Origin of the sequence: Thalassovita mangrovi, from assembly GCF_009857745.1 — a bacterium.
GTDB classification, from domain to species: domain Bacteria; phylum Pseudomonadota; class Alphaproteobacteria; order Rhodobacterales; family Rhodobacteraceae; genus Thalassobius; species Thalassobius mangrovi.
In genome coordinates this window covers 40,887-55,555 of the sequence record NZ_WWEN01000001.1, presented here as the reverse complement: position 1 = coordinate 55,555, position 14,669 = coordinate 40,887, and the positions used below count along the sequence as shown (strand labels likewise).

Annotated in this window: 14 protein-coding genes; 1 reads left to right on the top strand and 13 read right to left on the bottom strand. The window is 64.2% G+C overall.

Annotation, left to right across the window (positions count from 1 at the left end):
• Positions 1–17 precede the first annotated feature (17 nt).
• The 11 genes from flgL to flgB form a co-directional block, all read right to left on the bottom strand.
• Positions 18–1,292 (bottom strand): flagellar hook-associated protein FlgL, encoded by a 1,275-nt coding sequence (gene flgL, locus GR167_RS00295; protein WP_160971445.1) that lies wholly within the window; start codon positions 1,290–1,292, stop codon positions 18–20.
• An 8-nt stretch (positions 1,293–1,300) separates the two neighbouring features.
• The gene (gene flgK, locus GR167_RS00290; protein ID WP_160971444.1) at positions 1,301–3,625 is read right to left on the bottom strand and encodes a flagellar hook-associated protein FlgK; all 2,325 of its coding nucleotides are present in this window, start codon (positions 3,623–3,625) and stop codon (positions 1,301–1,303) included.
• Between the two features lie 3 nt (positions 3,626–3,628).
• Positions 3,629–3,955, bottom strand: a complete 327-nt coding sequence (locus GR167_RS00285) for a rod-binding protein (protein ID WP_160971443.1) — start codon at positions 3,953–3,955, stop codon at positions 3,629–3,631.
• Positions 3,956–3,967: 12 nt separating this feature from the next.
• On the bottom strand, positions 3,968–5,098 hold the full coding sequence (locus GR167_RS00280) for a flagellar basal body P-ring protein FlgI (RefSeq protein ID WP_160971720.1): 1,131 nt from the start codon (positions 5,096–5,098) through the stop codon (positions 3,968–3,970).
• A 36-nt stretch (positions 5,099–5,134) separates the two neighbouring features.
• Complete coding sequence (locus GR167_RS00275) at positions 5,135–5,809, bottom strand: flagellar basal body L-ring protein FlgH (protein WP_160971442.1); 675 nt, start codon at positions 5,807–5,809, stop codon at positions 5,135–5,137.
• A gap of 12 nt (positions 5,810–5,821) precedes the next feature.
• Complete coding sequence (flgG, locus tag GR167_RS00270) at positions 5,822–6,610, bottom strand: flagellar basal-body rod protein FlgG (RefSeq protein ID WP_160971441.1); 789 nt, start codon at positions 6,608–6,610, stop codon at positions 5,822–5,824.
• 95 nt (positions 6,611–6,705) lie between these two features.
• Entirely contained in the window at positions 6,706–7,473 is a 768-nt protein-coding gene (locus tag GR167_RS00265) for a flagellar hook-basal body complex protein (protein WP_160971440.1), read from the bottom strand.
• Between the two features lie 24 nt (positions 7,474–7,497).
• Positions 7,498–8,757: a flagellar hook protein FlgE gene (locus tag GR167_RS00260; protein ID WP_160971439.1), complete on the bottom strand. Its 1,260-nt coding sequence runs from the start codon at positions 8,755–8,757 to the stop codon at positions 7,498–7,500.
• A gap of 37 nt (positions 8,758–8,794) precedes the next feature.
• Positions 8,795–9,469, bottom strand: coding sequence for a flagellar hook assembly protein FlgD (locus GR167_RS00255; RefSeq protein WP_160971438.1), 675 nt, complete (start codon positions 9,467–9,469; stop codon positions 8,795–8,797).
• Positions 9,466–9,876, bottom strand: a complete 411-nt coding sequence (gene flgC / locus GR167_RS00250; protein WP_370741199.1) for a flagellar basal body rod protein FlgC — start codon at positions 9,874–9,876, stop codon at positions 9,466–9,468. The genes GR167_RS00255 and flgC overlap by 4 nt, the downstream gene beginning before the upstream one ends.
• A gap of 2 nt (positions 9,877–9,878) precedes the next feature.
• Positions 9,879–10,262: a flagellar basal body rod protein FlgB gene (gene flgB / locus GR167_RS00245; protein WP_160971437.1), complete on the bottom strand. Its 384-nt coding sequence runs from the start codon at positions 10,260–10,262 to the stop codon at positions 9,879–9,881.
• A gap of 140 nt (positions 10,263–10,402) precedes the next feature.
• Between flgB and GR167_RS00240 the strand changes: the two genes are divergently transcribed.
• Entirely contained in the window at positions 10,403–13,537 is a 3,135-nt protein-coding gene (locus tag GR167_RS00240; protein ID WP_160971436.1) for a midas domain-containing protein, read from the top strand.
• A gap of 17 nt (positions 13,538–13,554) precedes the next feature.
• Here GR167_RS00240 and GR167_RS00235 read toward each other — a convergent pair whose 3' ends face one another.
• The gene (locus GR167_RS00235; protein WP_160971435.1) at positions 13,555–14,193 is read right to left on the bottom strand and encodes an SEL1-like repeat protein; all 639 of its coding nucleotides are present in this window, start codon (positions 14,191–14,193) and stop codon (positions 13,555–13,557) included.
• On the bottom strand, positions 14,190–14,576 hold the full coding sequence (locus GR167_RS00230) for a hypothetical protein (RefSeq protein ID WP_160971434.1): 387 nt from the start codon (positions 14,574–14,576) through the stop codon (positions 14,190–14,192). The genes GR167_RS00235 and GR167_RS00230 overlap by 4 nt, the downstream gene beginning before the upstream one ends.
• Positions 14,577–14,669 lie beyond the last annotated feature (93 nt).

The window sequence follows — 14,669 nt, the reverse complement described above, 5'->3', positions numbered from 1 at the left end:
GTCGCCTTGACCCTTCATCAGCCGATGAAATCGAACAGCGTCTGGGTCGAAATCTTGGTATAGGTCTGCTGCGCCGCTTCGCGGTTCAGCATCAGCGCCTGCAGCTCGGTGATCGCGGCGGCGATATCGATGCCCTCGTAGCCGGCCAGCGCGCGTTCCACCATTTCCAACCGGTTGTCGAGCGCGCTGCTCTGGCGCTCGCCGACCTGCTGGATCGCACCGATTTCGGCGCGCTTGTCGGCGATGTGGTTGATCGCGGCGGCCATCGCGTCGATCTGCGCATCGGCCGACAGGCTTTCGGGGATGAACACCTGGTTGTCGCCCTCGACCCCGCCGGTGATCGGGGTGACGGTCACCCGCTTGGTGCTGCGGTCGCCGCCGCCTTCCATCTGCAGATCCGACAGGGTCATTTCCCCGCCGCTGAGCCGCAGCGCCGCCGGGACGGAGGGATCGATCACCGCGCTGATCCCGGTGGTGGCGCTGACCGCGTTGATCGCGTCGCGCAGCGCCTCGGGGGAACTGGCCATATAGGGCGCGGTGATGGTCGCGGTCCCCGACGGGCCTTCGATGGTCATGGTGATTTCACCGGCCGCGCCGTTCGGCAAGAAGCGCATCTCGTCCTCGGCGCTGACGCTGTCCAGACGCGATCCGCCGCCGGTGCTCAGCGCATTCAGCGTGTCCTCGACGATCGAGAAGATATCGACGGTCTCGGTGCTGCCATCGGCGCCTGGGACCTCGACCTCCATGAAGATTTCCTGCCCGTGCAGCGAGGTCGCCAGCATGGTGTTTTCCGACACCCGCAGCGAATGGCGCCCGGTATCGCCGATGAATTCCACATTGGTGCCGTCGTCGGAAAAGGCATCGCCCTTGGTCTGATAGCCGCCGAACAGCGCCCTGCCGTTATCGTCGCGCGACTGCGCCAGCTGCACCAGGTTGTCGCGCAGTTCGTTCGCTTCGATCAGCAGGGCCGCGCGTTCGTCTCCGCTCACCGAAGCGGATGCGCCGCGAATGGCGATTTCGGAAAACCGTTCCAGGATATTGCCGACCTCTTCCAGCGTCGTGTCCGACAGGCTCAGCCGCCGGTCGATGGTTTCCAGGTTCAGGCTGAACTGTTCCAGCAGCGCCTGCTGGTCCTGCGCCGCCGACATGTTCAGCGCCCGCACCGGATCGACCGAGGCGCGCGGGTCCGCTTCGCCCGAGGCGATCTGCGCCTGCAGGCTGGAAATCTCAGTATCCAGGCGCGTGAAGTGCTTCTGCGCAAGGGTGTGATGTAAAGCAGTCCCGATCGTCATGTTACACCTCAGAGGCTATTGAGAAGGGTCGAGAAGATTTCCCGCGCCACCGACATCACCCGCGCGTTGGCCTGATAGGCCTGCTGATACTTGATCAACGCCGCGGCTTCGGTATCCAGGTCGACACCGGCGGTAGAGGATTGCGCGATTTCGGCGGCCTCATAGCGGGCCCGGTCGACCTCGACCTTGGTCTGCACCGTGGCCAGCATACCACCGACTTCGGTCCTCATATCGGTGAACATTGCATCGTATCCGCCGACCCCGGTATCGGTATCGCGCAGCCGCAGCCCAACCAGTTCATTGAGCCCGCGCGCATCGCCGCTGCCGCTGCTGCTGGCTTCGACATCATAGACATCGCCGGTCTGGATCGTGCCCGCCAGGTTCAGGCTGAAGCCTGCGATTTCGACATTGCCGTCGGCATCCAGAATGCCGCCGCCCAGCCGGTGGCCGGTGGCCTGGTCGGTCAGTTCGACCTCGCCGGTGCCTGCGTCGATCACTTCCACCCGGACCGAGCGGTCGTCGGGTTCGGTGCCGTTGCCGATGGTGATATTGCCGCCGATTTCCAGATCCCCCGCACCCGCGACGATAATCAGGTCCTCATAGGGCAGATCGGTCAGTTGCAGCCATTGCGCGCTGGCGCCGCTGCCGTCGGTGGACAGCTGGGTGCCCAGGTAATTGTCGGCCTGATCGGTCAGGCTGCCGTCATAGATCGCGCCGTCGGCAAAGCCGTTGGCGGTGGTCATCAAGGCCGAGGCTGCAGCAGCGCTCAGCGCCGGACCGGCGATCTGGGTGCCTTCGCGGGTGAACACCATGATGTCGGAAATCGACCCGCCGGTGTTGAGGCTGGCCAGGGTCACCGCGCTGGCGTTGGCGGGCACCACGCCCACCACCCCGGCGCTCAGCAGCGTGGTGGAGCTGCCATCGGCGGGCAGGATATCGGACATCTGAGGCAATCCGGTGCTGCCGACATCGGTGGTCCCCACCGTCAATTCCGCATCCCCTGCATTCGTTGCATCGGCCACCACGGTCATGCCGCCACCGGCGGCGATCTGATCGATATCGTCCAGCAGGTAGCGCATGTTCTGCGCCTGGCCGTGGGTGGCGACCAGGTTGATCACATCGGCCTCGGCGGCGCTGCCTTCGAGATCGATGATCATGCCGGGCAGAACCACCTGGTTGGTGCCCGATCCCAGCAGGGTGCCGGTATCGTCATAGGCCTGCCACAGGCCCAGGGTTTCGTCCCGCACCAACCGGATGTCGCCAGCGGGCGGGGTTTCGTCGGGAATCTCGGTGGTGGTCACGATGGTGGTGCCGCGATTGGCCGGGGCCGGTTCCGCTTCCCAGCCGACCAGCGAAAACAGCCGCCCGCCCGGGTTGCCGTCTTCGTCGCGCGACGCCATGTGCACCGCGTTCATTTCCTCGACCACCGCCCCGGCCCAGTCGTTCAGGTCGTCCATCGTGGCGTTGATCGCGCTCAGGACGCTGGACAACCCGTGCAGGCTGCCGCCCGAAGCCGCGCGGGTCTGGGTTTCCGACGCCGCGCTGCCCGCCGCCGCCGGGCGGATGACCAGCGCCAGATCGCTGTTGATCGATACCCGCGCCGCGCCGCTTCTGTCGACCAGAACCGGGCCGCCGGGCCCGTCGCCCAGGGTGACGCTGGCCACGCCCATATTGTCGTAATCCACCTGGATCTCGACCAGCTTGGACAGGTCCTTCAGCAGTTGGTCGCGCTGGTCCAGGATGGTGTTGTTGGTCCCCGGCACCGAAGAAACACCGATCTTTTCCTGCAGCCGGCTGATTTCCTGGATGATGTCGTTGACCCGCTCGACCACCTGTTCGCCCTGCCCCTGCAGGTAGTCGCCCAGTTCGTTGATGTCGTCGGCCATGTCGGCCACCGCCCCGGCGAAGGATTCGGCGGCGTTCATGAACACGCTGCGCAGACCGCTGTCGTCCGGGGTCCCGGCCAGGCCTTCGATCGCATCGAAGAAATCGGCCAGGGTTTCCTTGACCCCGCCCGCTTCGGGCAGCAGCCGGTTTTCCAGCTGTTCCAGCACCGGTTCCTGGGTTTCCGAGGAGGCCAGCGCCGAAGAAGTTCGCAGCACCTCGCCCGCGATCAGTTCGTCGAAGGCGCGGCGCACATCGGTGATCATCACGCCGTGACCGTTCAGCGCGCTGAACAGCGGGTTGGCCGAGGCCCCCGACACTTCGCTGGTGATCACCTCGCGGCGGGAATAGCCATCGGTATTGGCGTTGGCGACGTTTTCGCTGGTGGTGGCCAAGGCCGCGCTGCTGGCGGCCATGCCGGATTTTGCGATGCTGAGAAAATCGGCCATGCGTTATTCCGCCTTGTTGGTCACGAAGGGAGTGAACTGGCGCACGATCGCATCCGCCAGCCCCAGCCCGGCTTGGCCGGACGCGGTTTCGGTCAGCGTGGTGTCGAGCATGTCCTGCATCCGTTCGGTCCCGGTGCCGCCCAGCAGGTCGTCGCCCAGCGACGCGGCGCGGCCCGCTTTCATCATCTGCTGCAGGAACAGGCCCTCGAAGCCTTCGGCGGCCTGCTGCATCCGGTCCATGTCGCGGTTCGGCTCAGCCGGTTTCACGCTGCTCTGGGCCGCTTTCTGCGTCGCCAGGAAGGTCGCGTTGTTCGAAATGGACTGCGTCATGGCGCCGGTTCCTCAGATAATGATCAGTTCTGCGCGCAGCGATCCGGCGCGGTGCAGCGCCTCGAGGATCGCCACCAGGTCGGCCGGGCTGGCACCCACCGCATTGATCGCGTCGACCAGAGACGACAGCGACACGCCGGGATCGAACACGAAGGCGGGGTTGTTTTCCTGAGTCACGTCGATCTGGGAATCCGGGGTCACCACCGGATCGCCCGGGGCGACCACCACCGCGCCGTTGCCGCCGACCACGGTGGCGCCGCCCTGATCGACGTTGAAATCTTCGTTCACCCGCACGGTCAGCGATCCGTGGCTAACCGCCGAGGGCGTCACCCGGACCGACCCGCCGATCACCACGGTGCCGGTGCGGGCGTTGACGATCACCTGCGCCGCCGCTTCGGCCGGCACCACCTCGATATTTTCCAGCAGCCCCATGAAGGACACGCGCTGCGCCGGGTCGGCCGGGGCGCGCACCCGCACCGAAGTGCCGTCCAGCGCCACCGCCACGCCCTTGCCGAACATGCCGTCGATCGCGTCGACCACCGCCGAGGCGGTGCTGAAATCGCCGCGATGCAGGTTCAGCACCAGGTATTCGGATTCCAGGAACGGGGTTTCGACCAGACGTTCGATGGTCGCCCCGCCCGGCACCCGGCCCACGGTGGGCACATTGACCACCAACGACGATCCGTCCCCGGCCTCGACCCCCAGCCCGCCGACCACCAGGTTGCCCTGGGCGATGGCGTAGACCTCGCCGTCGGCGCCCATCAGCGGCGTCATCAGAAGCGTGCCGCCTTTCAGCGACTTGGCCTTGCCGGCGGTGGACACGGTCACGTCCAGCACCTGGCCCGGCTTCATGAAGGGCGGCATGTCGGCGGTGACCATCACCGCCGCCACGTTCTTGGTATCCAGGTCGCCCGGATCGGTATCCAGACCCAGGCGCGAGATCAGCGATTGCATCGATTGCTGGGTCAGCCGTGAGCCGCCATCGCCGGTCCCGGCCAGACCCATCACCAGCCCGTAACCCACCAGCGCATTGCTGCGCACCCCCGCGACCGAGGCCATATCCTTGATCCGGTCGGCCTGGGCCATGGCCGCACCCGCGAAGATGCAGACCAGGGTCATCAGGGCGGCGATCAGCTTGCGCATCATCAGGTGGCTCATCATCGCGGATACCTCTTACGATCAGAACGGGGAAACGGCGTCGAAGCCGCGCCGCAGCCAGCCCTTCTTGGCGCTGTCGGCGACGTCGCCGGCGCCGATATACTTGATCTCGGCATTGGCCAGGCGGTCGGAATCCACCGTGTTGTCGGCGCTGATATCGGCCTGGCGCACAATGCCGCGCAGCCGGACATATTCATCGCCGTTGTTCAGGGTCAGCTTCTTCTGCCCCATCACTTCCAGGTTGCCGCTGGGCATCACCCGAACGACGGTGACCGACATCCGGCCGGTCAGCGAATTCGACTGGGTGGCGCGGCCGTCGCCGTCGAAGGACCGCGAGGTCCCGGCGCTCAGCCCGCTGCTGTCGAAACTGCCGGTCAGCGCCGTCGGCAGGGTCACCGAGAAACTGTCGGACTTCGACGAAGACGCGCCCTGCGCCTTGCTGGCGGCAAATTTTTCCTTCAGCTCAACGGTCAGGATGTCGCCCACCTGCGCCGCACGGCGGTCGGTGGCGAACAGGCCCATCTGGCCGCCCGAGAAGATCGCGCCGCTGGCCATCCGGCTGGTCGCCTGCGGCATCGGTTCCTGGTAGATCGGTTCCCAATCCGCCGAGGCTGCCGCTTCCATTTCCGTGCTGCAGCCCGACAGTGCCATCGCGGCGGGAACAGCAAGCAAAACCAATGCCTTATTGAAATTCATAGCTGTCTCTCCTTACAGCTTGTTGGACAGGAAGCGCAGCATTTCGTCGGTGGCCGAGATCGATTTCGAGTTCACCTCATAGGCGCGCTGCGCCTCGATCATTTCCACCAGTTCCTGCACCACGTTCACGTTGGAGGCTTCCAGCGAACCCTGGATCAGCTTGCCGGATCCGTCCTCCATCGGGGTCGTAACCACCGGGGCGCCGCTGGCCGTGGTTTCGACCGAGAAGTTTTCGCCGATCGGGCTCAGCCCGCGCGGGTTGACGAAACGCGCCACGGTCAGCTGACCGATTTCCTGCGCCTGGGTATCGCCGGGCTGCATCACGCTGACGATACCGTCGCTGGAAATGTTGATGTCGACGACATTCTCGGGGATGTAGATTTCGGGCTGCACCGCATAGCCGCTGGCGGTGGTCAGCAAGCCTTCGGAATTCATCCCGAAGGTGCCGTTGCGGGTATAGCCCATCTGCCCGTCCGGCAGCAGCACCTGGAAGAAGCCTTCGCCGTTGATGGCGAGATCCAGCGCGTTGCCGGTTTCGGTCAGGCTGCCCTGCTGGAAGATCTTTTCGGTGTTCACCATGCGCACGCCGGTGCCGATTTCCGACCCTGCGGTCAGTTCGGTGGTTTCCGAGGTCTGCGCCCCGGCCGGCCGGACGGTCTGATACAGCAGCGTCTCGAAATTCGCGCGGTCGCGCTTGAACCCGGTCGTGTTCACGTTGGCCAGGTTGTTGGAAATCACCTGGATCCGCGACTGCTGGGCGTTGAGGCCGGTTTTGGCCACGTGCATTGCATTGGTTGACATGCCAATCCTCCTTAGAGCGGCTTTCTCACCTGTGTTGCGATTACAGGTGCAAGTGCCGTGCCAAGCAGGATTACGGGCGTTTTATCGGGAAATTATCACGCGTCAGGCGCGCGCAGCAGGCGTTCGCCCGCCTCGTCCAGCTTGCTGGCGGTGGACACCATGCGGATGCCCAGTTCGAAACTGCGTTGCATCTCGATCGAATTGACCAGTTCCTCGACCGTGTTCACGTTGCTGCCTTCCAGCACGCCCTGCGACAGGCTGGCCAGCTGGTTGGGCGGCGGCACGGTGCCGTCGGCATTGCGGATCTGGCCGTCACCGCCCTTCAGCAGCTGCTGATTGGGATCGGGAATGACCGTGGCCAGCGTGCCGACAAGAATTGGCGGATCGTTGGGATTGGCGTCGATCGGATCAACCCAGATCTCGCCGATATCGGTGATCTGGATTTCACGGTATTCCGGCACCTGGACCGGCTGCATGTTGGTGTCGAGGATGGTGTCGCCCGCCCCGTTGGCCAGCGTGCCGTCCACCGTCCGGCGCAGGTCGCCGCGCCGCGACAGCGCGGGATCGCCGATCCCGTCGGGGCGGACATAGAAATAGCCTTCGTCGATCACCGCGATATCGAGATCGGACCCGGTCTGTTGCAGCGGGCCGGATTCTTCGGAAAATCCGGCCGGCCCCGTTTCTGTCTGGAAGGCGCGCACCATTTCGGTGTTCAGCGCCCCCGCAAACCAAGCCTCGCCCTCGTTGTTGAGGTCGCGGCGGAACCCCGGCACGTTCTGGTTGGCCAGGTTTTGCGCCTGGGTCACGCGCTGGTCCCTCTGGTTGGAGAGGGCATTCAGCGCGGTATAGATCATGCGGTCCATGGGTTCAGCCTAGCTTGGTCCGGATCAGCCCCGGATGTTCATGATGGTCTGGGTCACCGAATTCGAGGTTTCCAGAGCCTTGGCCGATGCCTGATAGTTCCGCTGCGCGGTGATCAGGTTCACCAGTTCCGAGGTCAGGTCCACGTTCGACATTTCCAGAGCACCGGAATCGACCTTGCCGAAACCGTCGCTGCCGGCCTGCCCCATCAGCGCATCGCCGGATTCAACCGTCTGGGCGTAGCTGGATTCACCCAGCTGTTTCAGACCCTGCGAGTTGGGGAAGTTGGCAATCGCCAGCTGGCCCAGCGAAATCGCCTGGTTGCCCGCATAAGAGGCCCAGACCACGCCGTCATCGCCGACTTCCAGACCCGACAGGCCGCGCGGGCGTTCGCCGTCATGCGCGCTGCTCAGCACCTGGTAGGTGTCGTCGCTCATCTCGGTATCGGTCAGATCGAGGCTGAGGTTCCAGCTGGTGCTGGAAAAATCCATCGGCGCGATGGTCGAGGTGGGGGTGCCGTATTCGTCGAAGTTGATCTGCGCGGCGGTCGCCGGGGTGGTGGTCAGAACCTCGCCATCCACTTCCATACGCATTTCATAGGTGGTCGAGGGATCGCCCGCAGTGGGTTCCTGCACCTGGATGAAGAACACCTTCGCCGGCATCGCTTCGCCGTCATTGTTCCAGACGTTCACATCGGCCGAAAACGCATAGCTGGTATCGTCAGCCGGGTCGAAAGCGTTGGTCGGCGGCACCGCGTCCTGGTTGCCGACCCCTTCCGCGCCGAAGGGCAGGTTCACCGACAGATCGACAGCGGTGGTGGCCTGCGGATCGCCGACGGTCGACGGGATCCGCATCTGCTGCAGTTCCAGCGAGGTCGCGATGCTGCCGTCGGCGTTGGTCGGGTACCCTTGCAGGTAGCCGCCCGAGGCGTTCACGATATAGCCTTCTGCATCGACGCCAAAGGCGCCGGCGCGGGTATAGGTCAGGTTGCCGTCGGTCACGGCGTCGCTGACCGCGAAGAACCCCTGCCCCTGCAGCGCCAGGTCAAGCGTGTTGGAGGTCTGGTTCACCGGACCCTGCGAAAAGCTCTGACGCACGGTATGGACCCGGACGCCGGAGCCGCTTTCGGTGCCCGAGGCCGAAAAGGCCGAACGCGTGAACAGGTCCGCGAATTCGGTCCGGCTGGCATGGAAACCGTAAGTGTTGGCGTTGGCGATGTTGTTCGACGTCGTTCTCAGGTCCGCTTGCGCGGCGTTAAGACCCGACAAAGAGATAGAACTGGTCATGTGCGTCCTCTTAGGTTGCGAACTCTGATTTCAGCGCTTAGCGCAGAGCGGTAATTTCCGAGCCAAGGAAGGCCCCGTAATCCTTAACCTGCAGCGTCATTCCCCCCGATGAGGAATCCACTTCGACGCCTTCGATCTCGGCATATACCTGGGTCGATGCATCAACCGTGCCATCTTCGTAGGTCGCGTTCACATTTATCCTGATCTGGCGCCCGTCGGTGGGGGCTTCATCCCAGGAAAAGTCAATCCCGCCAGCATATTGGTTGGTCAGCGTTTCGCTGTGCAGCACCTCGCCGGATTCTGCATCGGCGTATTCGATCACCATCGTATCGGCGAAATCGTCCAGCTCGACGCGGCCGGCCACGAGGCCGGTTTCATCGGGCCGCGCCACCGAACCGGTGACCAGCGCGCTCTGCCCCAGCATGCTCGACGCCTGGCTGATCAGCGATCCGCTCATCTGGGACGCCATGCTCGACAGGGTTTCATTCAGATCGTCGATCCCGCCCACCGTCGACATCTGCGCCAGCTGGCCCAGGAATTCGCCGTTTTCCATCGGCTGGAACGGGTCCTGGTTCTGCAGCTGCGTCGTCAGCAGGGTCAGGAAATCGGTGCTGCCCATGTCGCTGGCATCGGTGACGGTCGAGGTCGCAGCCGTCGTGGAGATATCGCTGGCGCTGCGCAGGCTGCTGTAATCAATCGAGGTCACGCTCATTGACCCATCCTCATCGTTTTTGCCATCAGGTTGCGGATCGTCGACACCGCCTCCAGCGTGTTCTGGTACTGGCGGCTGGCTTCCATCATCTCGACCATTTCCTCATCGGTGTTGACCGCCGCCTCGTAGACATAGCCTTCCTCATCGGCGAGCGGGTGATCGGGCTGGAAGCTGCGGCTCACCTCCCGGTCCAGCGACACCACGTCGGTCACGTTGACGGTGGCCAGGCCCGATTGCTTCATCTGGTCGGCGAATTCGGTCTCGAACACCGGGCGCATCGCGCGATAGGCGTCTTCCTCGCTGGAACTGACCGTGTTGGCGTTGGCGAGGTTGCTCGCCACCGTGTTCAGCCGCAGCATCTGCGACGACATCGCGCGCGCGGAGATGTCAAAGACATTCATTGCCATGGTTATTCTCCTCTCATCGCCTGGTGCAGGCCGCGGATCTTGCTGTTCAGGAATTCCAGGCTGGACTGGTAGCGATAGGTGTTTTCGGCGAATTCCATTTGCTCCACCGCCAGTTCGACCGTGTTGCCGTCGAGCGAGGTCATGGTCGGATCGCGATACAGCATCTGTGCGCCGCCTTGGCCGCCCAGCGGGATATGGCCGGAATTCGTCGTCGACATCTGGCTGTCGTCGATCGCCTGGGTCAGCGCCGACTGGAAATCGATGTCGCGGGCCTTGAAGCCCGGCGTCGCCGCGTTGGCGATATTGGATGCCAGGATGCCGTTGCGCTGTTCACGCAACTGCAACGCCTGGGCATGGACGTTCAGGTGATCGCGGATGGCAGACATCTTTGGTCCTCTTTCTTCCTGTTTTTTTCAGGCCCCGGCCCGGTTGGTGCGATACTTGCAATCTTCGCTCTGTCCGGCGGGGCGCCACTCGAAGCGATCCATGCAAGGACAATGCCAACCGAGCGAAGCGAGGACCCAGAATGGCCAGGCCAACGAAACGTGTACCGGCGGTCATCACGAAAATTCTGAAGGCGGTCGAAGAGATGTCGACCGTCGACGCCGCCGAGGCCCTGCAGGAAGCGGCGCGGTTCGAAGGCACGGTCGACAACCGCGTGTTGCTGCTGCAGGCGCGGATCAAGCTGCTGCAGGACAGCCAGAAACCCAAACGCCCCACCCGCAAGCGCAAGCGCAAGGCCCCCAAGGTCGAAAAACCCGTCGAGCCCGCCCCCGCGCCCGAAAAGGCAGAGAACCAGGGCACGGTCACCTCGATCGATCTCGACAGCCTCGGGGCGCTGTTCGGCGCGGTGGAAAGCAGCGCCGCCGAACTCGACGCCCCCGCGAAACCGGCCAAGCCCGATACGCCCGGCAAGGTGGATTTCGGCGATCTCGATGCGCTGCTGGCCGTCGATGACGACGATTACGATGATGACGATGATGACGATGATGACGACGCCCCGGAGGACACCCCCAAGCGCGCCCCCGCCGCCGAGATCGACTTCGGCGGGCTGAACGATCTGATGGCCGATGACGACGATGACGATGAAAGCGGCTCTGCGGCGGATATCGACCTGTCGGCCCTGGCCGAGCTTGCCGCCCCGGCCAAACCCGGCGGTGCGATCGAAATGCCCGACCTGTCGGCGCTGAACGACCTGGGCAGCGACGATGCGGATGCGGACGACGACGGCTCCGACGACCTCACCGCGCTGATGGCGGCGATGAGCACCGGCAACACGTCATCCCCCGCCCAAGCGGAGAAACCCACCGCCCCGACAACAGCAAATCTCCCCGACCTCTCCGCCCTCGCCGCCTTGGACGATGCAGATGAGGACACGGAGGAGGATGACCTTTCCGCCCTCATGAGCGCCCTGTCGGTTGAGGACGGCGCAGAAGCCGCCACCGGGGAAGCGCCAGAGGCAACCAACGCCCCGGACCTCTCCGCGCTCGACGCATTGGATGAAGCCCCCGAAGAAGACACGGCGGAAGACGATCTCTCCGTCCTGATGGGGGCCCTGTCGGAAGAGGACAGCGAAGAAGCCGCTACCGAAGAGGCACCGGAGGCAACCAACGCCCCCGATCTCTCCGCCCTCGACGCCCTGGATGACGCCGACGAGAACACGGCAGAGGACGACCTCTCCGCCCTGATGAACGCCCTGTCGGAAGAGGACGGCACGGTAACTGCGACCGAAGAGGCACCGGAGGCAACCAACGCCCCCGATCTCTCCGCGCTCGACGCTCTGGATGATGCCGCCGAAGAGGACACGGCAGAGGACGATCTCTCCGCCCTGATGAACGCCCTGTCGGATGAGGACGGCGAGGAAGCTGCGACCGAAGATGCGCCGGAGGCAACCATCGCCTCCGATCTCTCTGCACTCGATGCATTGGATGATACCGCCGACGAGAACACGACAGAGGATGAACTCTCCGCACTGATGGACGCCTTGTCGGAAGAGGACGGCGCGGAAACCACCGCCGAGGACGCACCGGAGACAACCGCCACCCCCGACTTCTCCGCGCTAGATGCATTGGACGACGCAGCCGAGGAGGACACGGTAGAGGACGATCTCTCAGCCCTGATGGATGCCCTGTCGGATGAGGACGGCGTGGAAACCGCCGCCGAAGAGGCACCGAAGGCAACCGACGCCCTTGATCTCTCCGCACTCGACGCATTGGACGACGCGTCTGACGCGTCTGAAGAAGACACGGCAGAGGACGACCTCTCCGCTTTGATGGGCGCCCTGTCGAAAGAGAACAGCGCTGATGCCTCCGCCGAGGAGGCACCGGCGGACACCGCCATCCCTGACCTCTCCGCCCTCGACGCCCTGGACGATGCCCCCGAGGAAGACAGGACGGAGCAGGCGCAAACGGAAGATCCGGCTGGAGATACCGTCGAACCGGATTATTCCGAGTTCGAAGCGCTGATGGGATCGGTTACGAGCAAAACCGCCACGGATCCGCATGGCGACGTGGCGGATGACCTGGCGGACAGTGGGGCAGTTGCCGAGCCGGTTCTCGATGATGCCCAGACGGATCATGCGGCTCAGGACACAGTTGCCGCTGTTCAAGACGACACCGCGACGGCTGGCGATGCAGGGGCCGAACCGGACTATTCCGAATTCGAAGCCCTGATGGGAAATGTCGCGCTGGAAAGCGATCAGGCCCCGGCTGGGGAGGCGGAAACCGTTGAGAACGAAGCCGTGGCAGAAGCAGGGGTCGAGGTCGAGGTCACGGAACCTCGGGATGAACCTGACCTGCAAGAAACTCCCACGGCCGATGCGGAAGCGGCCCTGACAGACCCGTCGGCGGATATTCCCGAACCGGCCGCGGAGCCGGATTTTTCGGAATTCGAGGCCCTGATGGCCGCGGCAAGCAGCCAGGCGATGTCGGAGGACGGCTCGGCCGACGCCCTTGCGGCGGCCGACGCAGATGCCCCCGAAACCCCGGAGCTTTCGGCGCTCGATGCGCTAGAAGGTGAGATCGTGGATACCGATGCCGTTGGCGAGACAGAAACCCCGGCAGAGGAAGCGGAGCCGTTCCCCGCATCCGACCTGCCCGACCTGTCGGCACTGGCGGAGCTGGACGACGCGCACGAGGCAACCGACCCCGAGGACGCGCCTGAAGCGATTGCCCCACTGGACGCACAGGAATCTTCCGCCCAGCCCGAGCCCGTCGATCTGTCGGCCCCGGACGAACTGAACGAACCGGACGACATATCCGAACCCGCTGAAACACAGGCTGCAACGGAAACTTCCGAACAGCCTTCCGCCGACTTGTCAGTACTGGACGAGTTGGATGACGGCCCCGAGGTCACCGAGGCGCCGGATGCGCCGGACGCCCCTGCCCACCCCTTCCCCGACCTGTCGGTATTGGATGAGCTGGAGGACACGCCCGAGGACGACGCGCCACAGCCAGAAGTCACCGACCAGAAAGCACCCTTCGACCTGTCGGCACTTCAGGAGCTGGACGATGCACCCGAACCTGCCGAACCGCACGCCGTACCGGATGCCCCCGCGACGCAACCGGCCGCGACCGACACGACCGCGGCCTCTTTCGCGGCAGGAAAGAAGAAGGCCACGCTCGACGACCTGTATAATCTATTTCCGAAGGCGGATCAGTGACGCGGCGCGCGCATCCGTCAGCTGTTGTAGCTGCACAGGTCGGGGTGATCGAGCCCGTGGCCGTCGCACCATTGCTGATAGATGCTGGCGGCGCGTTCCTGCGCGGTCAGGCGCTGTTCCTGGTCGAGCTGGCGCGCCGTCACGTCGCGCCAGGTGCTGGCATGCGGCTGCTGCAGCGCCGCCGCGATGGTGAACCAGACCAGCGCCAGTTCCGGTTCCGACGGATCGGTCAGTTCCAGGTACACCCGGCCGAGGGCGAGCATCGCTTCCTTCTGACCCTCGTTGATGTTCTGGGTCAGGTCGTCGCGCAGCCGCGTCTGGACCTTTTCCATCAGGTCGGGCGTGGCGCTGCGGCTGAGGTATTTTGTCAGCGGCTTGGCCCGCTTCACCCCGGTGAATCGGGCGCGCCAGGCCCAGTAAAGCGCCATTTCGTCGCTTTGCGGCACGCCGATGCCGCGGGCGTAGAGTACCGCCAGGTTATACTGCGCCTCGCCGTTGCGATCCTGCGCCAGGGTGCGGAACATCCTGACCGCCTGCGCCGCCTGCCCGTCGCGCGCGGCCTGAATCGCCTCGGAAAACGCATTGGGCTGCGCCGGCTGGCCCGCAGCCGACAAGGCCGCGCCCAAAACCAGGATATGCGCGCCCCGCCACTTCATCTTCCGGCCATCATCACCAGTTGCAAATACATCACACGCTTGGGCAATTCGCCGGGGCGATGTTCGTAGACCACGACCTTGGAGCGCTCTCCGGGGTCGGTTTCGACCGACACGGTGATGTCTTCGGGAAGGAAGACATGGTAGTCGGCCAGCGTATCCTTGGGCGCCATATAGAAGCTTTGACGGAACATTTTATCGATCCAGCAACGCGCCAGCGCCCGGCCCAGAATGTCAGGCAGGAAGCGTTCGACTTGCGACACGTTCGACAGGTGGGTTTCCTGCCGTACCAGCTGGAAACCCTGATTATCCTCGTCATTGCGCGCATTCACCATGCGGTATTGGCCCAGATTGCGCGTCAGCGATCGCACCTTTTTCGAAGACATTCACTCAGTCCTTTTGGAATCTCGCCCTGAAGGTTCACACAGTAAAACGTCGCGCCCGGCATCTATCTTAGCGACCGGTCACATTTCAGCCAT

Bases quoted from the DNA above. Each gene is read 5' to 3' on its own strand.
- flgL (WP_160971445.1), bottom strand. From the start codon at position 1,292: ATGACGATCGGGACTGCTTTACATCACACCCTTGCGCAGAAGCACTTC.
- flgK (WP_160971444.1), bottom strand. From the start codon at position 3,625: ATGGCCGATTTTCTCAGCATCGCAAAATCCGGCATGGCCGCCAGCAGC.
- GR167_RS00285 (WP_160971443.1), bottom strand. From the start codon at position 3,955: ATGACGCAGTCCATTTCGAACAACGCGACCTTCCTGGCGACGCAGAAA.
- GR167_RS00280 (WP_160971720.1), bottom strand. From the start codon at position 5,098: ATGCGCAAGCTGATCGCCGCCCTGATGACCCTGGTCTGCATCTTCGCG.
- GR167_RS00275 (WP_160971442.1), bottom strand. From the start codon at position 5,809: ATGAATTTCAATAAGGCATTGGTTTTGCTTGCTGTTCCCGCCGCGATG.
- flgG (WP_160971441.1), bottom strand. From the start codon at position 6,610: ATGTCAACCAATGCAATGCACGTGGCCAAAACCGGCCTCAACGCCCAG.
- GR167_RS00265 (WP_160971440.1), bottom strand. From the start codon at position 7,473: ATGGACCGCATGATCTATACCGCGCTGAATGCCCTCTCCAACCAGAGG.
- GR167_RS00260 (WP_160971439.1), bottom strand. From the start codon at position 8,757: ATGACCAGTTCTATCTCTTTGTCGGGTCTTAACGCCGCGCAAGCGGAC.
- GR167_RS00255 (WP_160971438.1), bottom strand. From the start codon at position 9,469: ATGAGCGTGACCTCGATTGATTACAGCAGCCTGCGCAGCGCCAGCGAT.
- flgC (WP_370741199.1), bottom strand. From the start codon at position 9,876: ATGGCAATGAATGTCTTTGACATCTCCGCGCGCGCGATGTCGTCGCAG.
- flgB (WP_160971437.1), bottom strand. From the start codon at position 10,262: ATGTCTGCCATCCGCGATCACCTGAACGTCCATGCCCAGGCGTTGCAG.
- GR167_RS00240 (WP_160971436.1), top strand. From the start codon at position 10,403: ATGGCCAGGCCAACGAAACGTGTACCGGCGGTCATCACGAAAATTCTG.
- GR167_RS00235 (WP_160971435.1), bottom strand. From the start codon at position 14,193: ATGAAGTGGCGGGGCGCGCATATCCTGGTTTTGGGCGCGGCCTTGTCG.
- GR167_RS00230 (WP_160971434.1), bottom strand. From the start codon at position 14,576: ATGTCTTCGAAAAAGGTGCGATCGCTGACGCGCAATCTGGGCCAATAC.